This is a genomic window from Pedobacter sp. KH_004 (assembly GCF_057840755.1).
Genome location: NZ_CM174519.1, coordinates 1,993,624 through 2,017,971, shown reverse-complemented (window position 1 = coordinate 2,017,971; position 24,348 = coordinate 1,993,624). Strand labels below are relative to the sequence as shown.

At 38.0% G+C, this 24,348-nt stretch carries 18 protein-coding genes, 1 tRNA gene and 1 other RNA gene; 6 read left to right on the top strand and 14 right to left on the bottom strand.

Going from position 1 to position 24,348, the window contains the following annotated elements:
- Window positions 1–8 precede the first annotated feature (8 nt).
- Both fsa and ffs read right to left on the bottom strand, forming a co-directional pair.
- On the bottom strand, window positions 9–668 hold the full coding sequence (gene fsa / locus AC3ITD_RS08620; RefSeq protein WP_265801112.1) for a fructose-6-phosphate aldolase: 660 nt from the start codon (window positions 666–668) through the stop codon (window positions 9–11).
- An 85-nt stretch (window positions 669–753) separates the two neighbouring features.
- An RNA gene (ffs, locus tag AC3ITD_RS08615) (signal recognition particle sRNA small type) lies at window positions 754–853 on the bottom strand.
- A 461-nt stretch (window positions 854–1,314) separates the two neighbouring features.
- Between ffs and gltB the strand changes: the two genes are divergently transcribed.
- Window positions 1,315–5,814: a glutamate synthase large subunit gene (gltB, locus tag AC3ITD_RS08610; protein ID WP_489365703.1), complete on the top strand. Its 4,500-nt coding sequence runs from the start codon at window positions 1,315–1,317 to the stop codon at window positions 5,812–5,814.
- A 3-nt stretch (window positions 5,815–5,817) separates the two neighbouring features.
- Window positions 5,818–7,284, top strand: coding sequence for a glutamate synthase subunit beta (locus tag AC3ITD_RS08605; protein ID WP_489365701.1), 1,467 nt, complete (start codon window positions 5,818–5,820; stop codon window positions 7,282–7,284).
- 485 nt (window positions 7,285–7,769) lie between these two features.
- Here the strand turns inward: AC3ITD_RS08605 and AC3ITD_RS08600 are convergent, their stop codons facing one another.
- The 9 genes from AC3ITD_RS08600 to AC3ITD_RS08560 all read right to left on the bottom strand — a co-directional run bounded on the left by AC3ITD_RS08600 (window position 7,770) and on the right by AC3ITD_RS08560 (window position 13,022).
- Complete coding sequence (locus tag AC3ITD_RS08600; protein ID WP_489365699.1) at window positions 7,770–8,972, bottom strand: DUF763 domain-containing protein; 1,203 nt, start codon at window positions 8,970–8,972, stop codon at window positions 7,770–7,772.
- 92 nt (window positions 8,973–9,064) lie between these two features.
- Window positions 9,065–9,138 (bottom strand) — tRNA-Arg (locus AC3ITD_RS08595).
- A gap of 108 nt (window positions 9,139–9,246) precedes the next feature.
- Window positions 9,247–9,684 carry a Fur family transcriptional regulator gene (locus AC3ITD_RS08590; RefSeq protein WP_463486256.1) on the bottom strand — a complete coding sequence of 146 codons (438 nt, stop codon included), beginning with the start codon at window positions 9,682–9,684 and terminating at the stop codon, window positions 9,247–9,249.
- 10 nt (window positions 9,685–9,694) lie between these two features.
- On the bottom strand, window positions 9,695–10,144 hold the full coding sequence (locus AC3ITD_RS08585; protein WP_489365697.1) for a hypothetical protein: 450 nt from the start codon (window positions 10,142–10,144) through the stop codon (window positions 9,695–9,697).
- On the bottom strand, window positions 10,141–10,581 hold the full coding sequence (locus tag AC3ITD_RS08580) for a hypothetical protein (RefSeq protein ID WP_489365695.1): 441 nt from the start codon (window positions 10,579–10,581) through the stop codon (window positions 10,141–10,143). Before AC3ITD_RS08580 ends, AC3ITD_RS08585 begins: the two co-directional genes overlap by 4 nt.
- Window positions 10,581–11,783, bottom strand: a complete 1,203-nt coding sequence (locus tag AC3ITD_RS08575) for an ABC transporter permease (RefSeq protein WP_489365693.1) — start codon at window positions 11,781–11,783, stop codon at window positions 10,581–10,583. Before AC3ITD_RS08575 ends, AC3ITD_RS08580 begins: the two co-directional genes overlap by 1 nt.
- The gene (locus tag AC3ITD_RS08570) at window positions 11,783–12,409 is read right to left on the bottom strand and encodes an ABC transporter ATP-binding protein (RefSeq protein WP_489365691.1); all 627 of its coding nucleotides are present in this window, start codon (window positions 12,407–12,409) and stop codon (window positions 11,783–11,785) included. The genes AC3ITD_RS08575 and AC3ITD_RS08570 overlap by 1 nt, the downstream gene beginning before the upstream one ends.
- A 2-nt stretch (window positions 12,410–12,411) precedes the next feature.
- Window positions 12,412–12,561 carry a hypothetical protein gene (locus AC3ITD_RS08565; RefSeq protein ID WP_463486261.1) on the bottom strand — a complete coding sequence of 50 codons (150 nt, stop codon included), beginning with the start codon at window positions 12,559–12,561 and terminating at the stop codon, window positions 12,412–12,414.
- Between the two features lie 71 nt (window positions 12,562–12,632).
- Window positions 12,633–13,022, bottom strand: coding sequence for a MerC domain-containing protein (locus tag AC3ITD_RS08560; RefSeq protein ID WP_489365689.1), 390 nt, complete (start codon window positions 13,020–13,022; stop codon window positions 12,633–12,635).
- Window positions 13,023–13,196: 174 nt separating this feature from the next.
- On the opposite strand from AC3ITD_RS08560, the gene AC3ITD_RS08555 reads away from it, so the two are divergent.
- The 3 genes from AC3ITD_RS08555 (at window position 13,197) to AC3ITD_RS08545 (ending at window position 16,610) form a co-directional block, all read left to right on the top strand.
- Window positions 13,197–15,650: a TonB-dependent receptor gene (locus AC3ITD_RS08555; RefSeq protein WP_489365687.1), complete on the top strand. Its 2,454-nt coding sequence runs from the start codon at window positions 13,197–13,199 to the stop codon at window positions 15,648–15,650.
- Between the two features lie 176 nt (window positions 15,651–15,826).
- Window positions 15,827–16,267, top strand: coding sequence for a PaaI family thioesterase (locus AC3ITD_RS08550; protein ID WP_489365685.1), 441 nt, complete (start codon window positions 15,827–15,829; stop codon window positions 16,265–16,267).
- 100 nt (window positions 16,268–16,367) lie between these two features.
- Entirely contained in the window at window positions 16,368–16,610 is a 243-nt protein-coding gene (locus AC3ITD_RS08545; protein ID WP_010602041.1) for a hypothetical protein, read from the top strand.
- A gap of 79 nt (window positions 16,611–16,689) precedes the next feature.
- Here AC3ITD_RS08545 and AC3ITD_RS08540 read toward each other — a convergent pair whose 3' ends face one another.
- The 3 genes from AC3ITD_RS08540 to AC3ITD_RS08530 all read right to left on the bottom strand — a co-directional run bounded on the left by AC3ITD_RS08540 (window position 16,690) and on the right by AC3ITD_RS08530 (window position 21,556).
- Complete coding sequence (locus tag AC3ITD_RS08540) at window positions 16,690–17,961, bottom strand: nucleoside recognition domain-containing protein (RefSeq protein WP_489365683.1); 1,272 nt, start codon at window positions 17,959–17,961, stop codon at window positions 16,690–16,692.
- A gap of 184 nt (window positions 17,962–18,145) precedes the next feature.
- The gene (locus tag AC3ITD_RS08535) at window positions 18,146–21,010 is read right to left on the bottom strand and encodes a S9 family peptidase (RefSeq protein ID WP_489365681.1); all 2,865 of its coding nucleotides are present in this window, start codon (window positions 21,008–21,010) and stop codon (window positions 18,146–18,148) included.
- Window positions 21,011–21,220: 210 nt separating this feature from the next.
- Window positions 21,221–21,556, bottom strand: a complete 336-nt coding sequence (locus AC3ITD_RS08530) for a MerR family transcriptional regulator (protein ID WP_489365679.1) — start codon at window positions 21,554–21,556, stop codon at window positions 21,221–21,223.
- 115 nt (window positions 21,557–21,671) lie between these two features.
- Here AC3ITD_RS08530 and alaS point away from each other — a divergent pair, with 115 nt between their 5' ends.
- Window positions 21,672–24,287: an alanine--tRNA ligase gene (gene alaS / locus AC3ITD_RS08525; RefSeq protein WP_489365677.1), complete on the top strand. Its 2,616-nt coding sequence runs from the start codon at window positions 21,672–21,674 to the stop codon at window positions 24,285–24,287.
- Window positions 24,288–24,348: the final 61 nt, after the last annotated feature.

Here is a 24,348-nt window from a genome sequence, read left to right as displayed (position 1 = left end):
CTCCAAGCTTATTTCCCTGCTGCCTTAGCGTGATCTGCTAAGAAAGTAGCTAAACCGCTATCAGTTAATGGGTGTTTTAGTAAACCAACAATTGCAGCTAATGGAGCTGTAATTACGTCTGCACCTAATTTAGCACAGTTTACAATGTGTAACGGTCCACGGATTGATGCTGCTAAGATTTGAGTTTCGTAACCGTAGTTATCAAAAATTGTTCTGATATCTTCGATCAATACTAAGCCATCGCTAGAAATATCATCTAAGCGGCCTAAAAATGGAGAAACATAAGTTGCGCCAGCTTTAGCAGCTAATAATGCCTGTCCGGCAGAGAATATTAAAGTACAATTTGTTTTAATCCCTTTTGATGAGAAATATTTGATGGCTTTAACACCATCTTTAATCATCGGAACTTTAACAACTATTTTTGGGTTTAAAGCAGCAAGTGCTTCACCTTCTTTAACGATTTCATCAAAGGTAGTCGAGATCACTTCTGCACTTACATTATCTTCAACGATATCGCAAATGGCTTTGTAGTGGTTAATTACATTTTCTTCGCCAGTGATACCTTCCTTCGCCATTAAGCTTGGGTTAGTGGTTACGCCATCTAAAATGCCTAAATCATGTGCTTCCTTGATCTGATCAAGATTTGCTGTGTCAATAAAAAATTTCATGGTTATAAATTCTTAAGTATTTGAGTTTCAAAATTGAACCCTGAAGAATTTAATTCCCCCTTCAGGGGATTAAGGGAAAAGAAAAAAAGGGCAAGCACCTTCTATCGCACCGCTACAACCTTCTACCCTTGCTATGTTCCCATCCTGGGGGAGTTCAAAGGGAGCTGGTCGTAAAAGACTTGCCCGCCACAAAGGTAGAAAAAGATGTTGTTTTGCAAAATGCATTTTTTTAAATTTTTAGTCATTTAGGCTATCTCACTGATTCATACCAAAATAAAATTAAGGGAGGAGCACTGTTGCGCAATGCATCTATATAAATGCAACTGATGAAGTTACTTGAACATGATAATTAATTTAGTAACAAACCAGTGATACTGAAATTTTATTAATAAACGTTATTTTCATATATGATTTTCTTTGCTAAATCGTTTTTGTATGATAAGGCCTGAAAAACGCTATAATTTCGAGGAAAAACCGAATTATGAAATCCGTAAATAATTGATTTTAAAATTAATTATTTAGCAAATTATATGTCGAAATTTGCTTTTAAACTAAAATAATCCTAAAAAGTATAACAACTCTGTAATTTAAAATTCGTTTTTTGTATCTTAGTGTTTCCTATACACTAACAACTAACGAGCAAAGAATGGAACCAAACAGTGGATTGTACGATGCGCAATTTGAACACGATGCCTGCGGTATTGGGTTTGTTGCACATGTGAAAGGGCGAAAATCGCATCAAATCATCTCCGATGCACTTACTATTTTAGAAAATCTAGATCATAGAGGGGCATGTGGAGCAGAACCAAATACGGGCGATGGTGCCGGTATAATGATTCAAATTCCCCATGAATTTTTTTATGATGAATGTTTAAAAGCTGGCTTTAGCCTACCAGAAACCAATAATTATGGTGTGGGTCAGTTATTTATGCCAAAGGATATCCGATCAAGAGAAGAGTGCCGTGAACTTATTTACCGTGCCGCAGAGAAACTTGGTCTTGAGATCTTAGGATTTAGAAAGGTTGATGTAGATACTACTGATATCGGTAACATGGCGCTTTCTGTGGAACCAGAAATTGAACAGGTTTTTATCGGTCGTCCGTACACAGTTAATCCCGGTGCTGATTTTGAGCGCAAGCTTTACATTTTTAAAAACTACCTCATTAAGCTAATCGTAAACACGGTTCATGGTGGTAAAGATTTTTATATCGTTTCCCTTTCTGCGCAAACGATCATTTACAAAGGTCAGCTTACTTCTTTACAGGTTCGTACCTATTTTAATGATTTAAGCGACAAACGTGTGGTTTCTGCTTTAGGGTTAGTTCACTCACGTTTTGCAACGAATACTTTTCCCTCATGGAGATTAGCTCAGCCATTCCGCTTTATAGCGCACAATGGAGAGATCAATACGTTACAAGGAAACTTAAACTGGTTTAGAGCTGGGGTAAAATCTTTTGCGTCTGCCTATTTTACACCAGAAGAACTGGATATGTTATTGCCAGTGATCGATGAAACGAACTCAGATTCAGGCTGTTTAGACAACGTTATTGAGTTATTGCTCCATGCTGGAAGAACGTTGCCTCATGTATTAATGATGTTGGTTCCTGAAGCTTGGGATGGCAATGAAGATATGGATCCCGTAAAACGATCGTTTTACGAATTCCATGCTACTTTGATGGAGCCTTGGGATGGACCGGCTGCAATTGCATTTACCGATGGCAAGTTAATTGGCGCTACGTTGGATCGCAATGGTTTACGCCCATCGCGTTATGCCATCACTTCCGATGATCGTGTAATTATGGGTTCTGAAGCAGGCGCTTTAGCAATCGATCAAAGCACTATTATTGAAAAAGGACGTTTAACACCTGGTAAAATGTTCGTCGTGGATATGGAACAGGGTAGGATTATCAGTGATGAAGAAATTAAAACTCAGGTTTGTAGCAAAAGCCCGTATGCTGATTGGATTAACCAATATCAAATTCGTTTAGAAGAGCTGCCAGAGCCGCGTGTAATGTTTACCGGGCTATCTGAAGAATCGATTTTTAAATATCAGCAGGTTTTTGGTTACAGCAGAGAAGATATTGATTTGTTGTTAAAACCTATGGCGGTAGAAGCTAAGGAGCCAATCGGTTCAATGGGGACAGATACGCCACTTGCCATTTTATCAAAACGTCCTCAACATTTATCAAACTACTTCAAGCAGCTTTTTGCACAAGTAACTAATCCTCCAATCGATCCGATTCGAGAAAAAGTGGTAATGAGTTTGGCTAGCTTTATGGGTAGCAATGGCAACTTATTAGAGGAAAATCCATTGCAGTCGCATTGTGTGGCCATCAAACATCCAATTTTAACTAATCAAGAGTTAGAGAAATTAAGAAGTATTGATACCGGGGTTTTTCAAGCAAAAACATTGCAAACCTATTTTAGGGCAGATGGAAAACCAGGTGCAATGGCGAAAGCTTTAGATCGCTTGTGTCGTTATGCAGTTGATGCCGTAGAAGATGGTTTCCAGGTGATTGTCTTAACGGATAGGGCGATCGATTCGGAACATGCTGCAATGCCATCATTATTGGCTGTTTCAGCAGTTCACCACCATTTAATTCGTAAAGGTTATCGTGGTGCTGTAGGTATTGTAATTGAGGGTGGAGATATTTGGGAAGTTCATCATTTTGCTACTTTGTTAGGTTTCGGTGTTACGGCAATAAATCCATATCTGGCCTTAGAAACAATCAGCGGTTTTCAAGAAGAATCTGGATTATCAGCAGAGCAATTAACAAAAAACTACATCTATGCGGTAAACAGTGGCTTGCTTAAGATTTTCTCTAAAATGGGCATCTCAACCTTGCAGTCTTACCAAGGTGCACAGATTTTCGAGATATTAGGTCTGAATAAACAAGTGGTAAACACTTATTTCACGGGAGCAGTTTCTCGTATTGGTGGTTTAGGATTGGATGAAATTGCCAAGGAAACGTTAATTAAACACCACCGCAGTTTCGGACCAGCAACACAAACCGAGAATTTATTGCCGGCAGGAGGAACTTACAAATTCCGTCGCAGGGGTGAGGCACATTTGTTTAACCCGCAAACGATACACTTGTTGCAAAACGCGACACGTAAGAATGATTACAACATTTTCAAGCAATATTCAAAGTTGGTAAATGAGCAAACACAACAAGCTTATACCATCCGTGGACTGTTTGATTTTAATTATACTCGTCCATCGGTTCCATTAAATGAAGTAGAATCTACCGAGGCAATCTTAAAAAGATTTGCAACTGGAGCAATGTCATTTGGTTCAATTTCTCACGAGGCACACTCTACTTTAGCTATCGCGATGAATCGCATTGGCGGTAAAAGCAATACTGGCGAGGGTGGTGAGGATGAAATGCGCTACACAAAAATGGAAAATGGAGACAGCATGCGGTCTGCCATTAAACAAGTTGCATCTGCCCGTTTTGGGGTAACCAGTTACTACCTAACCAATGCTGATGAGTTGCAGATTAAGATGGCTCAAGGTGCAAAACCTGGTGAAGGTGGTCAATTACCTGGTCATAAAGTGGATGACTGGATTGCAAAAGTGCGCCACTCTACACCAGGCGTAGGCTTGATTTCTCCGCCACCGCACCATGATATTTATTCAATCGAAGATTTAGCTCAATTGATTTACGATTTGAAAAATGCCAATCGTGCTGCCAGAATCAATGTTAAATTGGTATCTAAAGCTGGAGTTGGAACCATTGCAGCAGGTGTAGCTAAAGCACATGCTGATGTTATTCTGGTTTCAGGTTTTGATGGGGGTACAGGTGCATCGCCATTAACTTCTATTCAACATGCTGGCTTACCTTGGGAACTTGGTTTAGCAGAAGCGCACCAGACTTTGGTTAAAAACAGATTACGTAACCGCATCGTTCTGCAAACTGATGGACAGCTAAAAACAGGTAGAGATATTGCCATCGCAGCGTTGTTAGGTGCTGAAGAATGGGGGGTAGCTACTGCTGCCTTAGTTACTGCTGGTTGTATCATGATGCGTAAATGCCATTTAAATACTTGTCCGGTTGGAGTGGCGACACAAGACCCGGAGTTAAGAAAATTATTTAGTGGTGATGCAGCTCACGTAGTAAATCTTTTCCATTTTCTCGCTGAAGAATTACGTGAGATTATGGCTGAACTTGGTTTCAGAACCATTCATGAAATGATTGGACAAGCCGATATTTTGAAGGTTAGGGAATTGCCAGAAGAGGATTGGAAATTAAAGTATCTGGATCTTTCTGCAATTCTTTTTAAAGCGGAAGATAACGGATTGCCTTTATTTAATACGGAAGAGCAGGATCATGGCTTGACACACGTTTTAGATCATCAACTAATAGCAGCTGCACAACCTGCAATTACCAATAATGAGCCTGTTTTTGCGAGCTTTAACGTGAAAAATACCGATCGTTCATTGGGAACTATGTTGTCTAACGAGATTTCTAAAGTGCATTTGGGTGCAGGTTTGCCACCCGATACCATCAACTTCAAGTTTGTAGGTTCGGCAGGACAAAGTTTCGGTGCATTTAACACCCGTGGAGTTACATTATCTTTAGAAGGTGAAGCAAATGACTATGTAGGTAAAGGTTTATCTGGAGCTCGTTTGGCCATTTATCCTTTTTCAAATTCTACTTTCATTCCAGAGCAAAATATCATCATTGGTAACGTAGCACTTTATGGTGCAACTTCTGGTGAGTTGTTCGCCCGTGGTAAAGCTGGTGAGCGTTTCGCAGTTCGTAACTCGGGTGCCACCGCAGTAGTAGAAGGCGTTGGAGATCACGGTTGTGAATACATGACAGGTGGTGAAGTGCTGATTCTTGGTGATACTGGAAGTAATTTTGCAGCAGGAATGAGCGGAGGTGTAGCTTGGGTATATGATGCCAAAGGAACTTTTGCCCGTAAATGCAATAAAGAAATGGTCGATCTTGATCCATTACAAACTGAAGATGAACAACGAATTCTCGCTTTACTTAAAACGCATATCCGTTTGACTGATAGTAAAGTAGCTGAATTTATCTTAAGCGATTGGAAAACACAATCCAATCATTTTGTAAAAGTATTCCCTAAAGAATACAAAGCAGTTTTAGCGAAACGTAATCAACAAGTAAAAACACACTAAGCCATGGGAAAAGTAACAGGATTTCAAGAATACGATAGAGTTGCGCCCACAAGAGAAGAGGCTAAAACTCGTGTAAAACATTATGGGGAATTTTTAAATGAATTACCCGCACAAGAATTAAACAATCAAGCTGCCCGTTGTATGGATTGCGGCGTTCCATTTTGTCAATCAGGTTGCCCATTGGGTAATGTGATCCCAGAATTTAACGATGCCGTTTATCAAGGTAAATGGGAGCAGGCAGCAGAAATTTTATTAAGCACTAACAATTTTCCTGAATTCACGGGTCGAATCTGTCCGGCACCATGCGAATCTGCATGTGTTTTAGGTATCAATCGTCCGCCAGTTTCTATTGAGGAAATTGAAAAGCATATTATCGAAATTGCTTTTGATAAAGGTTTTATTAAAGCAAAAGCGCCATTAATCAGGACAGGTAAAAAAGTTGCCGTTATTGGTTCAGGTCCGGCAGGCTTAGCCGCTGCTGCTCAGTTGAATAAGGTTGGACATGAAGTGACGGTTTTCGAACGTGATGACGCACCTGGTGGTTTATTAAGATATGGTATTCCGGATTTTAAATTGCAAAAAAATGTGGTCGATCGCCGCATCGATTTAATGAAAGAAGAGGGAATAATCTTTAGAATAAATGCCAATGTTGGAGTGAATGTTGAAATCAGCACGCTTTTAAGAGATTTTAATGCTGTAGTTTTGGCTGGAGGTTCTACCATCCCTCGTGATTTGCCAATACCTGGCCGCGAGGCAAAAGGGGTTCACTTTGCTATGGATTTTCTGAAGCAGCAAAACAAACGTGTTGCAAATAGAGAAATCATTGCTGAAGATATTTTGGCTAACGGTAAAAATGTGATTGTAATTGGTGGTGGAGATACAGGCTCTGACTGTATCGGAACCTCGAATCGCCATGGCGCTAAATCGGTAACTCAATTCGAGATTATGCCAATGCCGCCTCAAACGCGAACTGAAAATATGCCTTGGCCAAATTACCCAATGCTTCTGAAAAATACTTCATCTCACGAAGAAGGTGCTCAAAGAGCTTGGTCGGTAAATACGAAAAACTTTATTGCTGACGAAAACGGAAATTTGAAAGCTTTGAAGGTTGTGGATGTAGAGTGGGAAATTGATGCTGTTGGACGTCCGGTTTCATTTAAAGAAGTTGCTGGTACAGAAAGAGATTTACCATGTGAATTGGTTTTCTTGGCCATGGGTTTCTTGCATCCACAAAAAGAAGGACTGCTCGAAAAGTTGGGTATTGAATTGGATAATAGAGGAAATGTAAAAGCTTCTGAGCATACTTATCAAACTAATATCGCGAAAATTTTTGCAGCAGGGGATGTTCGGAGAGGACAATCGCTAGTAGTTTGGGCAATCTCTGAAGGGAGAGAAGCCGCTCGTAAAGTAGATGAATACTTGATGGGAACTACAAAACTAGCATCGAGAGATGCTGTAGCTTATGCTTAGTTAACAGGTTTTTTAATTTTTATATTTTTAGGGTCGTGGTGCAAGCCACGACCTTTTTTATAAAGTAGTCGTCTTTGCGAAGCCAATTTTTCTTTGGCTGTGGCAATCTCTTAAGTCGTCATCAAGTTTAGGTGGTGTTGAAAGCAGCGACCTTCTTTTGTGGGTTATTGAAACTTAGTCGAAGTTAGTTTTTTGCCACGGAAACACTGAAGTCACGGAATGGATATCGAACTTTCGTCACGCTGAGAGGTGATTTATTTCATAAAAAATCAATATAAATGACGTTAAAAACGGTCGTCATTGCGAGGCACGAAGCAATCTCCTTTAATAAAATAATACAACAAATGAGATTGCGTCTCCCGATAAAATCGGGATTGCCTGCCTGCCGCAGGCAGGCAATGACGGAAAGTTAAAAACGTCCTTGGTAATTTATTTCAACATCTATCTCATTATGTTTATTGACTCCGGCATTTTTTCAGCATCTGTCAAAACAACCTTAGCTGGTCATTTTTGGGTGGTTTCTCTTTTCCAAAAATTGTTCTTCCTCCATATTTCCAGCTTTCAGCTCTTTCTTTTGCAATTACTTTATCGAAATCCATATTCGGGGAGAAATCCGCTTCTGCATTCCGAGCGATTTGATGTAAAGATTTTATAGCTTGTTGTTTATCTGCATTTCCGATTTTAGCTTTTTCAACTGCATTTTGAAGTACGCTGATGGTTTCATCATATACATTTACCAGAACAGGGAAGGGATGACCATCTTTGCCTCCGTGAGCAAATGAATACCTTGCAGGATCGGAAAAACGTGAGGGCATACCATAAATTACCTCGCCTACCAAAGCTAATGATTGCAAGGTCCGTGGCCCCATTCCTTCCAATAAAAGTAATTCTTCAAAATCTGCTGGTTGCTTTTCTTGTGCCAGCCATAAAATACTGCCTAATCTTTTTAAATCAATGTCTTCTGCTTTTACATCGTGATGTTTCGGCATGACTAACTTTTGAATCTCTGAAATCATTTTCACTGGAGATTCTTCAGTAATCTCCATAATCGTTTGCCTTGCAATATTTGCCTGGCTCGAAGTTAAGTTGAGAATCTGCCCCTGATTAATACCGCAAATTCCGGTGTGCGGTTCCTCGACAAAAGACTTGAGGTTTTCTGAATGCCAATGATAACGCCGAGCAGTTGAGCTTTCGTTGCTCATGCCTTGCTGCACGACTGCCCAATCACCATCGTTACTTAAAATAAAGCTGTGTAGGTACAATTGAAAGCCATCTTGAATCGCCGTATTATCTACTTTGGCACTCAATTTACTGGCTCTTACCAACTCCGTTCCATTAAGACCTGTTTGATCTGCAATTCTTAACAGTTCATTTGGCGTTTCTCGACTGAACTTGCCTTTTCCACCACAGATGTAAATGCCTAAATCTTTGGAGAGTGGGTTAATTGCTTTCTTTAAAGCGCCCATTACAGATGTGGTGATGCCTGATGAATGCCAATCCATTCCCATAACGGCACCCAAACTTTGAAACCAAAATGGATTGCTCAGTCTTCGAATTATTTCAGCTTTTCCATACTCCATCAAAATAGATTCTGTAATCGCCAAGCCAAGTTTAGCCATGCGTTGCGCCAACCAAGGTGGTACCTGGCCGTAATGTAAAGGTAAATCTGCGCTTCCTGATTTTTTCAATGCTAACAAAATTAGTAAAAAAAATGAATTTGAAGATAGATGGCTGGTAAATAAAAAAACCTTCAACTCTTTAAAGTTGAAGGTTTAAATTGTACCCCGGAAGGGACTCGAACCCCTGACCCTCGGTTTAGAAAACCGACGCTCTATCCAGCTGAGCTACCGAGGCCCGTTTTGTAACGAGTTGCAAATATAGAAGTTCTATCTAATAAGCAAAAATATATTTTAATTATTTCTGTTGATTTTTTTAGCTCGCTTTTAAAGCTTTAAAAACTAATTAATTAGCTTGATTACAATCTTTACAAATGCCCGAAACAATCAGGTTCATATCCTCAATTTTGAACCCTTTCTCTATTTTCAATGATGGGATTTTAACATCATCAAGGCAATAAACCCTTAAACAGTTATTGCAATTGAAATGAACATGTTCGTCGTGATGGTGATTTTCTGTACATGAACTAGAACAAATGGCATAATTGGCCGTTCCCTGTTTATCTAATACCCGATGTATAATCCCCTTTTCTTCAAAAGTTTTCAAAATCCGATACAAGGTAACCCGATCGATATCCTTTCCAATTACATTCTCCAGGTAGGGTTGAGATGTGGCCGAATTTCGATGAGTAAGCACATCCAGCACTTGTAATCGAGCGCCAGTTCTTTTCAAACCATTTTTCAACAATAAATCCTCGTAGGCTTGCGCTTCAATAGTATTCATAACCTTATTTTTAAATAATCAACTTCGCATTTACAATAGAAACCGGTGGTTGGTAAGTGGCATTATCATTAGTTAACTTTAAAATGCCTTTAACCCTAATCGGTTTATCAGTAAATGCTATAGCATTTTCCATTTCTATCATCACCATTATTGGAACACCGTTCTGTCCACAAAAATAACATTGATTTATGGGTAAAGTTGCCAGTAAAAATTTTTGATGCTTCTGGCTATTTTTTATGGGAATTAAATACCCCTGCAAATCAAACATTTTATTTTTAAACCTGGTGATGTTTTCACCATAAATAGGCAGTAACTCATTTTTCTCCGTTAGTTCGAATTTCACCGTTCCAATTACATCCCAATTCAATGATCTTAATTGATCGTTGTTGTTGTGTTTTTTAGTTTGGGCTGATGCTATTTGAACCACCAGAAACATCAGAATGATTAATCCATTTCTCATTTTAGCAGTTTTGCACCCAACAAAAAGAATTCTGATCGGTTATCTCCAGAATTATTGATTACAAATTTACCTTGTATTTTAATGGGCTTCTCCGTAAATGGGAGCGGGGTGGCCATTTTAACTTCTATCATTGATGGAATATCGCCCGTTCCACAAAATGGGCATGACTCGATCGGAACAATTGATAAAAGAAATTCTGAAAACTTAGATCCCACTTTGGTTGGATAGATATAACCGGGCAATTCTATGATTTTATTGTTGAGTGCCATCAGTTCTGGAGGGAAAATACTTGCCCATTTTAATGGCTCGACCTGCTTTTCATACCTCATCCCAATTAAGTTCCAATTTTTGGTACGCATATCTTTATGCACTTTTACTTGTGCTTTTAATTCAAGCATCGAGATGAATAATAAGGTGATGATTACTATTTTTTTCATTATTTCTCTTTTGAAAGTGTACGGGCAATATCAACTTGATATGTTTGAATGGCTGGCAATATAGAAGCAACGACGCCAATGATTAAACCGGCTATAATGAGGTAAAGTTCGTCAGTTACAAAGTATAATCCTGTTAATCTGGCTTGCGATGATTCTTGATAATGGCCAATAATGTGTAATGCTAAGTGTCCGATGAACAATCCTAAAATGGCACCACTTACCGTAATTTGCAAACCTTCCAGCATCACCAAGAAAAATAATTTTGATTTGGAGGCACCCAAAGAACGCATAACAGCGAGGTCGTATTTTTTCTCTTTCATAGCGTTGTATAAACTGATAAAGACGCTCAAGGCTGATATTGCCATGATCAATACAGCGAACCATTTCAAAGTTTCTATACCCACACCAATTAGCGAGAACAACCTAGCGCTTTCCATCGCCGGCGATGCAGCTTGCATATTGGTGCTTTGATTTACCATTCTGGGAAAAATGACAACCGACATTGGCGACCTGTATTGAATAAGGATGGAGGTAATTTCCTTATTGTTAATTTCAGCTTTTTCATGCGCTTCGTGTTCATCATGATCAGGCTCATGCATTTTATAGACACTACCAATATTGGTTAATATCAAGTTGTCCGTAACATTTCCCTGCGCTTGCAGAATTCCTGTCACGGTGTATGCATGGTGTTTGTGTTCGTCGCTTGCATCACTTAAACCATGTGCGCCGAAGAATTTATCACCCACTTTTAAATGCGCTTCTGCCGCCACACCGCTACCGATTGTCGCTTCTAAATCTCTCGACCAAAACTTCCCTGCAGCCAAGTTTAAACCATATAAACTAACAAATCCCGAATCAGTACCCACAATTCTATGTCCTTGAAAGTTATCTCCCAAAGCCAAAGGAACCGCTCGTTTAACCATTGGGTTTTGCATCAGTTCGGTTGCATCTTTTAACGGAATATTGCCGGTTGGGAAATCGATATGGTAAATGCTACTTAAGATTAACTGAAGCGGACTTCCTTTAGCGCCGACGACTAAATCGATGTCTTTCGCATTTTGTTCCAGCTTATTTCCAATTTGTGTAGATGCCAAAAAAAGGATAGATAAAATGGCTACACCAAATGCCACCAATATAATATTTAGAAACGTGGTGAGCTTATTCCTTAATAGGTTTTTTATACTTAGCTTGAGTATGTTCATTACAATAAATATTCCTTGTTAAGTTTATCTTTTACTCTTTTATCGTGTGTGGCAATAATCAGCGAAGCGTGATTTTCGGCAGCCTGTCGAGTCAAAATTTTAAGTACATTATCAGCATTTTCATCATCTAAACTAGATGTTGGTTCATCAGCAATCAACAAAGCGGGTTTGTTAACCAATGCCCGTGCAATGGAAACCCTTTGCAGTTGTCCTTGACTTAATTCTTCAGGATAGTTTTTTGTTTTATCTGCTAAACCCAAAGAAGAAAGCAGATCCATTACCCTTGATTGATTAACTTTTACTCCCGCCAAAGAGGAAGCCAGGGCCACATTGTCGAATATATTTAAGCTTTTAATTAAGTGAGGTTTTTGAAATACAATGCCAATATTTTGTCCTCTGAAACGATCCATTTCTTTTTGAGATAGGCTGTAAATATCAGTCTCGTTTAATTTTATTTTGCCATTTTCTGGTTTCAGTAAACCTGAAATGATGTTTAACAATGTGCTTTTCCCACTTCCCGATGCACCTAATAACAACCACTGTTCTTCATTAAGTATTTCCCAATCTGGAAATTTTAAAGTAGGGCCGTTATGGTAGTTGTGGGTTAGCGATTGAATACTGATCATATTTATTTTGATTTTTTTATTACCTGAATGTTTTTGATTGCGTAGCGGCGATAAAGTTCTTGTGCATTATCGGTGCCGTGCTTGCAAGCAGGGTTTAGGGTGCAAATGAAAGAAAGTGCAGCAACAAAAAGTAGTTTAATTTTTCTTTGCATGGTACAAATATATAATCCTTTTCTAGTAGGTAAATTGTTTGAATAGGATAGTTAAAATATAATTGATTGTTTTATTGATGGATGTGCTTACAGCTTTTTGACAGTTTTAGGTTGAAGAAATGTGCTCCAGCAATTGTAAATCCGCCAAGCGGAATTAAAATGGGTTCTAATGTTTCGATGCCTGAGAAATGCCCAAAAAGTATGGCGCCAAAACCGAGTCCTAAAATTACCATCGGATAGAAGTTATGATGAACTTTTCGATAGGATGTGCTTAAAGCCCATACGCCAATAAGGAGGGAAAGAAGAATCATCGAAATTTCTAATGCTGGAGTGGCTAAGAACTCTAATCCCCACAAGGGTAGAAGCGTAAATACAAATGGCAGAAGTGCACAATGAATAGCGCAGGCAGTAGACGCGGTTATTCCCAGTTTATCAAGATTTATCGTTTTAAAATTTTTCATCAGAATAAGTTTACTAGTCAAATATAAAAGCAATTATGTTGCATTTATTATTTTTGCAACTAAATTGCATTTTCATGATAATTGCTTCGACGTTCGTTTGTCAAAATTTATTATTTGATATATTTAAAAATAAATTTAGATTTGTCTAAAAATATATTTAGATAATATCATTTCATGAAAATAGCCATACTACTTATTTTAATTGCTTGCACGTCGTCCAATAGCTATTCCCAAAATGTAATCACAGGTAAGGTTTCGTCAAAAGGAAAAGTACAGGAGAATATCAATGTGAAAATTGTTGGAACCAACAAATCCACAAAAACCGATCAAGCGGGTTGGTATCAGATTAGCAATGTTCAAAGTGGTCCAGTTGAACTGCAGTTTTCGGGGATCAATTATCAATCCAAGCGGATAAAAGCCCAAGTGCAGAATGATACACTGCATTTAAATGCAGAAATATCGGAGACTGAATCGAACCTTAACGATGTGGTGATAACAGGTGTAAACCGAGCAACATCGCTAAGAAAAAGCCCAGTGCCAATTGCAGTCTTATCTAAAAAAACAATGGATCAGAATGTGAATACAAACCTAATCGAAGCGATTGTAAAGGGCGTTCCTGGAGTTACGGCGGTTACAACAGGGCCAAATGTATCTAAACCATTTATACGCGGACTTGGGTATAACCGGGTGTTGACTTTGTACGATGGCCTGCGTCAGGAAGGCCAGCAATGGGGCGATGAGCATGGAATTGAGGTAGATGAGTATGGAATTGTAAGGGCTGAAGTGGTGAAGGGTCCAGCTAGTTTAACCTACGGATCTGATGCATTGGCAGGGGTAATTAACATGATTCCCTATACGCCAAATTTCGAAGATGGCAAGTTGAAAGGCGATTTTACCACTAACTTTCAAAGCAATAATGGAATGTTTGGTTCGTCACTGGGTTTAGCTTACATTAAAAATGATTGGAAATATACTTTACGTGCTACAGGTAAGGCGGCCCATAATTATTACAACAAAGTTGATGGGTATGTTTATGGAACTGCATTTAGAGAATATAATCTTTCCGCAAGTGCGAGAGTAGATAAAGACTGGGGTTATTCAAAAACGGCTATCACTTACTACGATAACCTTATGGAGATTCCGGATGGGAGCAGAGATTCTACCACTCGTAGATTTACGAGACAAATTTTTGATGATGGAGACGATATTAAAAACAGACCGATAGTGCCTTCAAGTGATTTAAAGACCTACACTATAAATCCTTTACATCAGCATATTCAGCATTTCCGTTTTTATAATGCCAGTCAATTTAAGTTTGCAAATAGCGATTTAAACATATTAGTTGGTGGACAGCAAAGTGTAAGAAGAGAATATAACCATCCAACTATCCCAAATCAGGCTGGATTATACGTGGTTTTGAATACTTTGAACTATAATATAAAATACAACCTCCCGAATTTTAGCGGAATTGAAAGTACATTAGGTATCAATGGGATGTACCAAACAAATCGCAGTAAAGATGCTACAGATTTCCCTATTCCAGATTATGACTTGTTTGATATCGGAGCATTTTATTTCGCTAAAAAGTCTTTTGGGAAATTGGATATTTCAGGAGGCGTGAGGATGGATAGGAGAAATATTAATTGGAGTAATTTCTATGTCGGAACGAATGTTTTAACTGGTTTTGGGCAAAAATCTGATGTGAATGATGCCAACGCTGATTTGCAGTTCCCATCATTTAATAAGAACTATTATGGCTTTTCCGGTAGTTTAGGATTAACCTATAATCTATCAGATAAATTTTTAATCAAGGCAAATTTAGCAAGGGGATATAGAGCGCCCAATATTACTGAAATTGGTTCAAATGGTTTAGATCCTGGCGCACACATTGTTTATCTGGGAAACAGAACTTTTAAGCCAGAGTTTAATCTACAGCAAGATATTGGCATTATCGCCTATTTAAAAGATATAGATATTAGCATGGAAATATTCAACAATAACATTCAAAACTACATCTATCAATCGCGTTTAACGGATGTGAACGGAGATCCGGTAGTTATTGTTCCTGGAAATTTAACTTATCAATATCAGCAATCAAAAGCCCGCTTGTATGGCACTGAGTTGGCTGTAAACATACACCCATCAACATTAAAGTGGTTTACCTTTAACAATAGTGTTGCTTATGTAGTGGGCTTAAATAAAAATGAAACTTTATTGAATTTACACGGGAAAGCAGCAAAATATTTACCATTTATTCCACCATTGCAAATCAGATCTGAAATAAAATTGACGGCACAAAAGAGTATCGGCTTTTTGGATAAACCATATTTTAAAATTGATGCTGCAATATTTGCAGATCAAAATAAGTTTTATGCACTTGATGATACTGAGACTTTTACTAAAGGATATACTTTGATTAACGCTGGCGTTGGTTCCTCTTTAAAAGCTAGGTCTGGGAGAACTGTATTGGATATTTTTATTCAAGTGGATAATGTGTTTAATATCGCATATCAATCGCACTTAAATCGGTTAAAATATTTCGAGTATTATGAATCATCACCCAACGGCCGCTCTGGAATATATAATATGGGCAGAAATATGAGCTTTAAAGTGATTTTGCCTTTTTGAGGATCGGAAAATGAGGAATAGGAAATAGGGAATTGAAAATGTAATACTGATCATGTAGGAAGGACGTTTTTCAAATATTTGTGAAGAGAGAAAAAAATGTTCTTTCAACCTTAAACATCGCATTTCCATTGCTATATTTACTTCACCCATCTAAGCTTAATATAACCTACATAAAAATGGAACCATCAATAAGTGAGCAACGATTAAATTTTCTAAGGCAATCTATTGGCAAGGTGATTTCTAATTCGCCCTCTAATTTTATGAATTGGTTGGCGCCGGTTTTAATCAAAGCAGAAAATGGAATTTTAGTATGTCAATATACCATTCGTAAGGAGATGACTAATCCTTATCAAATTTTGCATGGTGGCGTTACCGCCGGAATTATTGATGATTTAATGGGTGCAACAGTTTACACTATGGGTTTAAATGATCGTTACACTACCGTAAATAATTATATCGATTACTTTGCACCTGCGAAAGAAGGAGACGAGGTTGTTGCTGAAACATCAATTGTGAAGCGAGGGAAAACAATTTTAAATCTACAATGTGAGATATATTTACCATCAAAAAAACGTTTAATAGCCAAGGGATATTCGAACATGTTAAACATAGGTTAACACATTCTTTAAAGCTTTAAAATAATTTGTTAATTCCTTTAAATTAGCGAAACATTCTCATTAATACATTGTTGTAACTTAACCAAAAATATAATGAGCCATGTTAGAAAATTATTCCACCCTGCAATTCATTGTTAGAGGCAAGATTTTTAAAGGATTTTGCATGCGTATTCAAGATGATTTTCATGAAACTTATGCCGTTGTTTTAGATGGCTACCATTCTTTTTGTATCTGGTTAGATAATAAAAACGAAAAATGGTGTGCATCTAAAAATGTGGCTATTGATCCAGATGCGATCGATGAAATCATCAACAGGATATCGCCTCGTCCGCAAGTCTCTTAACAATCCATCAGAATAATGCTCAAAAAAAATCCCTGCTTAAGTAGTTTCTAAAGCAGGGATTTTTTACGTCTGACATTTTCTATCCAAAGAATAAATAAGCCAAGCCAATTGCGGTACAAACACCCACTAAATCTGCCAATAACATTGCGCCAACGGCGTAGCGTGTATTTTTGATGCTTACTGACCCAAAATAAACGGCGATGACATAAAAGGTTGTATCAGAAGCACCTTGAAATATACCAGATAACTTACTTGGAAATGAATCGGCACCATAAGCCGTCATTGTATCCACCATCATTCCTCTGGCGGCACCTCCACTTAGCGGCCGAATCAAAGCAGTTGGCAGCGCCTCTACAAAACGGGTATCGGCTCCAAGCATTACGAATAAATTTTTAATACCCATAATTACCACATCAAATGTTCCACTGGTACGCAACATACTGATGGCGACCAACATACCAACGAGATAAGGGATAATTTTTACTGCAGTTTCGAATCCATTTTTTGCGCCATCAATGAACGCATCAAAAACATCGATTTTTTTATATAATCCACCCAGCACAATTACTAAGAAAACAAATAGAATTAATCCGTTGCTTAATAAGCCTGAAAATGATTTAATACCATCAGCATTTAATGAGGTTACATACAAAACAAGCAATGCAATTACTATAGATATGCTCAAAACCCAACCAATAATTACAGGCTGGAGTAAGTTGATCTTTTGCTTAAAAGAAACGATTAACATGGCTGCCATCGTTCCAACAAAAGTTACAATTAAGCATGGGATAAAAACGTCAGTAGGATCAGAAGCATTTTGCGAAGCACGTATCGCTATTACACTCACGGGAATTAAACTTAAACCCGCTGCATGCAGGCACAAGAACATAATTTGAGCATTTGATGCAGTGTCTTTACTCGGGTTTAATTCTTGAAGACTTTCCATCGCTTTTAAACCAAATGGGGTTGCAGCATTGTCTAATCCCAATAAATTTGCAGAAAAATTCATGATCATGTGCCCCATTGAAGGGTGACCTTTAGGGATTTCTGGGAAAAGTTTTGAGAAAAAAGGACCCACAATTCTTGATAATAAGCGAATTCCGCCAGCACGTTCAGCAATGCTCATAAAGCCCATAAATAAGGCTAGAATTCCAATTAATTTAAGGCACAACTCTACTGATGTCCAGCAGGTTTCGATGATGCCATTAACTTTCGTGAGGTTGGTTGGATCATCTGCCTTACCAATCACCATCCAACTAAAAATTTCAGTTTGTCCGAAAAAGAAGCACTTTACCGCCGCTACTAAAATTGCGATAACAATAAATCCAGACCAAATTCTACTTAATGCCATTAGGGTTGTTTAGTTTTTTAACTGGTGTAAAATAGGGGTTTTAGTTTGTAAATCCATGGCCAAGTCCAAAGTCTGCAGTCATACGTATTCAGTCTTAAGTTTACAAATTATGAAATCAAAAAAGTCCATAGTTCCTAGTATAAAACTAAAGACTATGGACTTCAGACTTTAAACTCTGTACTAGCTAAGGTTTGTCATCAGTTAACTCGAAACCCCATATTTTTCCTTTTTCAGTTGCCGGGATTCCACTGGTCATCCAGGCAGGCGCTTTTGCACCTTTTAAATAATAATCGAAAAACTGTTGTTCACGAATTTGAATATCTTTACGATTTTGGCGTTGAACTAAATTATGTGCTTCCCCATTATAGTTTAACATCCAAACTGGTTTGCCCAATCGGCGTAAGCCAGTAAACATTTCTATTCCCTGGTACCAAGGCACCGCTCCATCGGCATCATTGGCCATTACCACCACTGGTGTATTTACCTTTGGAAACATAAATAGAGGGGAGTTTTCGGTGTATAATTCTGGCTTCTCCCAAAGGGTTGCACCAATTCTACTTTGTGTTTTCTCATATTGAAACTGACGGTTCATCCCGCTTTCCCAACGAATACCGCCGTAAGCCGAGGTCATATTTACCACTGGTGCTCCTGCCCAAGCTGCAGCATACATATCATTTTGAGTAATTAAATAAGCTACCTGATAACCACCCCAGCTTTGTCCTTGAATACCAATTTTTGTTCCATCAACCCAACTGTTTTTCTTTAAACTCTCTACGCCCGAGTTGATAAATTCGACTGCCGATTGACCTGGATGACCAGTTTCGTAACTAATATCTGGAGCGAAAACCAAATACCCATTACTCACAAAGAAAGAAATGTTTAATCTTGAAGGGGTAGGCGCTGGAGCCTGATAAGTGTACAATCCATCAGAAAGCTTTTCGTAGAAATAAGCAATCATTGGATATTTTTTATTCGGATCAAAGTTTTCTGGTTTGTACAAAATACCCTCGGCCTTATATCCTTTTGGTGTGGTCCATTTAACCAACTCTGCAGTACCCCAATTGTAATTTTGCTGTTGAGGATTGGTATTGCTTAATTTTGTTTCTGTTTTAAAATCATTCGTAACATAAACATTTGGCGATTCCGTGTAGTTTGCTTTATCATAAATATAAACATCCACATCTTTGGCTTTGACCAAATTCGAGTATTTATATTTTGCCATGACCACCAATTCTGGTGCTTTTGCCGAACCTACATTCGTTCTGTAGAAACCATTTTCTTTAGTCACGTTATTAAATCCATCTAACCAAACCAATTCGTTCGCTTTAACAAACTTATTATCCATCATGCGATTGAAGGGATTATTATCTTGTTCAACGCGTTCATAACGGAAGGTGATTTTATTTGCTCTACCGAAACCAGCAGTAATATTTTTAGCAGGCGATTTTCCATCTGGAGAAAACGACCAAATGTCATATCGATCATTTAATAAAACTGCTTTGTCGCCTTCTGTCCAGGTGGCAACTCCGTAAGCGGATGGAAGATCTGGAACATCGTTGTCCTCATCAACAAATTTTACGTTTAAGCTTTCTGTTAAGGCTACAATTTTGCCGGTTGCTACAGCGTAAGTGTACCAATTACCGTTTTTTCTATCGAAATACAAAATGTAATTACCACCCGGAGAAGCCATGGCATAGCCATTTAATTCGCTGATGATCTTTTTGCGTTGGCCATTTTTAGTATCCACTAAATAATAATCTTTCGATGTTGCACCACTCCATTGCGATTCGATTCTACGCCCGAAATCTGTAGATGCCAAAACGAAGTTTGCATCGCCTTCTGCAACCATGTTAGCGTCAGGTAAACTCAAATCTGTTAACGGGATTGCTTTTGGATCGCTGCTATAAACGTCAATAACTGATAAATAACTTTTTTTGCTATCGCGATCTGCATTTTTCAATTGCATTGGCTGCAAGTAATCGTCCTTATAATTCCATACGTCAACTTTAGCCACTTCAAAATCTACGATAGTCGTATCTTTTGGCTTTTTAATAGGAGAGATGCCAAAAAATAATTTCTTACCATCTTTACTAAAAGTCACCCTGCCATCGCCGTTAACCGACCATTTTGCGGGTAAACCTGGCATATCATAATCTACAATGGTTTGTGCGGTATCTAATGTTAAAGAGTTGTAATAAACATTGTAATTTTTAATTTCCTTTTTCTCTGGATCCTGCTCGCCAACAAACGCTAAGTGCTCACTTTCATCATCGAAGGCAAAATTTTTAAAACTGCCTTTTCCCTTGATCAACGTTTTAAGGGTTCCTTTTTCGGTATTTAATAGGAACACGCCTTGAGGAGCCGTTTTATCCTTCTTAGATCCGCTGCAAGCAAAAACCAATTGTTTTCCATCTTTACTAAAGGAATAATCAGTCACATATTTATAGGTTTTATCGGTTCCGGTTAGTAAATTTTTAACAATAAGATCAGTTCCTTCTTCTGTTTTTCCTTTACCAGCTGGTTCATCATCAGCAAAATCTATTTCCGAATCTTTCTTTTCAACAGGCTTAGCTGGTGTTTTTTTTGCCGTGTCTGGTTTTTCAGTTAAGTAAGCCATAAAGCCATTGCCATCTTCAGGAAATTTAAACGATTTTACACGAGGCACTTTGGTAATTGCATTTGTGGTCAAGTTTGCAATACCTAAAGAATCCTTGGGCATTTCATCAGGTTTTTTTTTCTTTATTTTTGCCTGGCGTAAATCTTTGTTTAATGGACGGATATTGAAAACAGCAAATTTAGAGTCATTGCTAAATTGTGAATTCATTCCGCGAGGGACATTTATTTTAGCGTTTGTTTTGATATTGGTAATATAAAGTTGCGCATCGCCCTCTTGCTGCAACACACTATACATTGCCCAAGTACCGTTGTTTGATAATTGCTTGGTACCTATTGACTCCCATTTATCATAAACACTATGATCTAATGGTTTTTTCTGAGCATAGGCAATGCCGACAACGAAAAACAGAATAATAGTTAGTCTTTTTTGCATTTTTTGAAATGAATTAATTTGTTGGTGGTGATTTAATCTCCTAAAATTGGAAATTTTTAGGTCATTTGAAAACTTGTACGCCAAATATTACATTGTAAAAATGTTTTTGGCGTCTATTTGACCAATACTTTAATGAGAAATGATTTTAGCGAATTTTCAACGGTAATGATAAAGATGTGTCTTGGCTAGAATTTCGAACAAAAACTGTTTTTACAACTCCCGTGCTAGGTTGACTAGAAATCCCTTTAGTTTTTCTAATGAATCAATAATTCTTTGATTCTCTTTAACATCGCCTTTATTATTTTTTAAATGCTCTTTTGCTCCCTTTAAAGTGAAACCTTTTTCATCAACAAGGTTGAAAATAATCTTTAGGTTTTCAATATCTTCAGGAGTAAATAATCGGTTGCCCTTTTTGTTTTTCTTGGGTTGAAGAATGTCGAATTCCTTTTCGTAAAAACGGATTTGTGAAGCGTTCACATTAAACATTTCAGTCACTTCACCCATGGTATAATACATTTTATTAATCTCTCTTTCTTTATAGGGCATAAATTGTGCTTGATTATTAGGGTATTACAACGATTAATTAAAGTATTCAAATGTAGTGCGATTTTTCCTTATTAACGCAATAAAATTTTAATTTTGTTCCTCCAATCATAAAGTAATGACAGCTAAAGAAATTAGACAAGCCTTCCTAAATTTTTTCGAACAGAAACAACATCATATCGTTCCATCGGCGCCAATTGTTGTGAAAAACGACCCAACTTTGATGTTCACCAATGCCGGAATGAATCAATTTAAAGATTTGTTTTTGGGTGAGGCTGCTATAAAATATTCGAGAGTTGCTGATACTCAACGCTGTTTGCGTGTATCTGGAAAACACAACGATTTGGAAGAAGTGGGTATTGATACTTATCACCACACGATGTTCGAAATGTTGGGCAACTGGAGTTTTGGCGACTACTTTAAGAAAGATGCAATTGCCTGGAGCTGGGAGTTATTGACTGAAGTTTACAAAATTCCGAAAGAGAAATTATACGTTACTTATTTTGAGGGTGATGAAAAGGAGGGGTTAGAGAAAGATCAGGAAGCTTATGACCTTTGGAAGCAATATGTGGATGAAAGCCATATTTTACCTGGAAATAAAAAAGATAATTTCTGGGAAATGGGCGATACAGGTCCTTGTGGTCCTTGTTCTGAAATCCACGTAGACTGCCGTACTGATGAGGAAAAAGCTTTAGTTAATGGTGCCACATTGGTAAATGCCGATCATCCGCAGGTAATCGAAATATGGAATAATGTATTTATGCAATTTAACCGTTTAAAAGATGGTTCGTTGCAAAGTTTACCGGCCAAACACGTTGATACTGGAATGGGTTTCGAGCGTTTGGTGCGGGTATTACAGGAGAAAACTTCAAACTACGATACTGATGTTTTCCAACCGATGATTCAGTTTATTGCTGAGAAATCGCAGATTAAATATGGTACTGACGAAAAAACTGACATTGCCATGCGTGTAATGGCCGATCACATTCGTGCCATTTCGTTTGTAATTGCAGATGGACAGTTGCCATCAAATAACAAAGCAGGTTATGTTATTCGCAGAATTTTACGCCGTGCTGTGCGTTATGCCTATACTTTCTTAAACTTCAAAGAGCCATTTTTAAATCAGCTGGTTCCATTATTAGCCGAACAGTTTAATGGTGTTTTCGATGAATTGATTTCACAACAGGATTTCGTTCAGAAAGTTGTACTGGAAGAAGAGGTTTCGTTTTTAAGAACTTTATCTACTGGTATTCAACGTTTCGAAAGATATCAGGCAGCCAATAATTTAGTAGAAGGAAATTTCGCTTTTGAATTATCTGATACCTTCGGCTTTCCTATCGATTTAACAGAATTAATGGCTAGGGAAAAAGGTTGGAGTGTTGATTTAGCTGGATATGAGCAAGCGCTTCAAAAACAAAAAGATGATAGTCGTGCTGCTACTGCAATCGATACAAGCGATTGGATTATCGTAAACGCCGATGACCAAAGCGAATTTGTGGGTTATGACGATCTGGAAATTGAAACTGAAATTTTAAAATACCGTAAGGTTAAAGCTAAAGGAAAAGAGCAATATCAAATTGTTTTGCGGCAGACACCTTTCTATGCCGAAAGTGGTGGTCAGGTGGGAGATACCGGTCGTTTAGAGGATCACAGTCGCCAATTTTGGGTTGATATAACAGATACTAAAAAAGAAAATGGCTTAACGGTACACTTTACAGATTTGCTTCCTGACAACCTGGAAGGTAAATTTTGGGCAGTTGTTGATGAAGATAAACGCATTCTGACGGAGGATAATCACTCGGCTACACATTTGTTGCATGCTGCTTTAAAGCAAGTATTGGGTAAACATGTTAATCAAAAAGGTTCATTGGTAAATCCCGATTATCTACGTTTCGATTTTTCTCATTTCGCTAAAGTAACAGATGAAGAATTGGCTCAGATTGAGGTAATTGTAAATCAGAAGATCAGACAGAACATTAAATTAAAAGAGCAAAGAAATGTGCCTTATCAAGATGCGATTGAAAGCGGGGTAACTGCGTTGTTCGGCGAAAAATACGGCGATTTCGTTCGTATGATTACCTTCGATGACCATTTTTCGAAAGAGCTTTGCGGTGGCACGCATGTAAAGGCAACAGGTCAAATCGGATCTTTCAAGATCATTTCTGAAAGTGCTGTTGCAGCTGGAGTACGCAGAATTGAGGCAATTACTGCAGATAAAGCAGAACAGTATTTCCTTTATCAACGTAAAGAACTTGGCCATTTGAAAGCATTGCTAAACGGATCTAAAGACTTATCTGCATCGGTTCAAGCCTTGCTTGATGAAAATGCAAAGCTTAAAAAAGAGATCGAAAAATCCACTTTAGAACGTGTGGGCGCTTTGAAACACGAAATTGTTCATCACGTTCGTGGAATAAATGGCGTTAATTTAATTGTGAGACACATCGACCTACAAAGCGCCGATGCTATTAAAAACCTTGCTTTTTCATTGAAAGATATGATTGATAATCTGTTTCTGGTTTTCACTACAGAAATTGAAGGAAAACCTGGAATAACGGTCATGCTTTCAGATGATTTAGTGAAAAAAGGAATGAATGCCTCGAATATTGTGCGGGAGCTGGGTAAAGAAATTCAAGGTGGTGGCGGTGGTCAGCCTTTTTATGCCACTGCCGGAGGTAAAAATCCTGCTGGTTTAACAGCCGTTTTAGAAAAAGCTGAAGGATTTATTCCAGGATAGATCGTTTTCATATCTGTTAGAAGAGCGGAGAAATTTTTAGAATTTGGCGACAAGTTTTAAA

Excerpts from the sequence above, each read along its gene's own strand:
- alaS (WP_489365677.1), top strand. The coding sequence starts at position 21,672 with ATGACAGCTAAAGAAATTAGACAAGCCTTCCTAAATTTTTTCGAACAG.
- AC3ITD_RS08545 (WP_010602041.1), top strand. The coding sequence starts at position 16,368 with ATGTTAGAAAATTATTCCACCCTGCAATTCATTGTTAGAGGCAAGATT.
- AC3ITD_RS08605 (WP_489365701.1), top strand. The coding sequence starts at position 5,818 with ATGGGAAAAGTAACAGGATTTCAAGAATACGATAGAGTTGCGCCCACA.
- AC3ITD_RS08555 (WP_489365687.1), top strand. The coding sequence starts at position 13,197 with ATGAAAATAGCCATACTACTTATTTTAATTGCTTGCACGTCGTCCAAT.
- AC3ITD_RS08565 (WP_463486261.1), bottom strand. The coding sequence starts at position 12,561 with ATGCAAAGAAAAATTAAACTACTTTTTGTTGCTGCACTTTCTTTCATT.
- AC3ITD_RS08550 (WP_489365685.1), top strand. The coding sequence starts at position 15,827 with ATGGAACCATCAATAAGTGAGCAACGATTAAATTTTCTAAGGCAATCT.
- fsa (WP_265801112.1), bottom strand. The coding sequence starts at position 668 with ATGAAATTTTTTATTGACACAGCAAATCTTGATCAGATCAAGGAAGCA.
- AC3ITD_RS08580 (WP_489365695.1), bottom strand. The coding sequence starts at position 10,581 with ATGAAAAAAATAGTAATCATCACCTTATTATTCATCTCGATGCTTGAA.
- AC3ITD_RS08585 (WP_489365697.1), bottom strand. The coding sequence starts at position 10,144 with ATGAGAAATGGATTAATCATTCTGATGTTTCTGGTGGTTCAAATAGCA.
- AC3ITD_RS08540 (WP_489365683.1), bottom strand. The coding sequence starts at position 17,961 with ATGGCATTAAGTAGAATTTGGTCTGGATTTATTGTTATCGCAATTTTA.
- AC3ITD_RS08575 (WP_489365693.1), bottom strand. The coding sequence starts at position 11,783 with ATGAACATACTCAAGCTAAGTATAAAAAACCTATTAAGGAATAAGCTC.
- gltB (WP_489365703.1), top strand. The coding sequence starts at position 1,315 with ATGGAACCAAACAGTGGATTGTACGATGCGCAATTTGAACACGATGCC.
- AC3ITD_RS08560 (WP_489365689.1), bottom strand. The coding sequence starts at position 13,022 with ATGAAAAATTTTAAAACGATAAATCTTGATAAACTGGGAATAACCGCG.
- AC3ITD_RS08590 (WP_463486256.1), bottom strand. The coding sequence starts at position 9,684 with ATGAATACTATTGAAGCGCAAGCCTACGAGGATTTATTGTTGAAAAAT.
- AC3ITD_RS08570 (WP_489365691.1), bottom strand. The coding sequence starts at position 12,409 with ATGATCAGTATTCAATCGCTAACCCACAACTACCATAACGGCCCTACT.
- AC3ITD_RS08530 (WP_489365679.1), bottom strand. The coding sequence starts at position 21,556 with ATGCCCTATAAAGAAAGAGAGATTAATAAAATGTATTATACCATGGGT.
- AC3ITD_RS08535 (WP_489365681.1), bottom strand. The coding sequence starts at position 21,010 with ATGCAAAAAAGACTAACTATTATTCTGTTTTTCGTTGTCGGCATTGCC.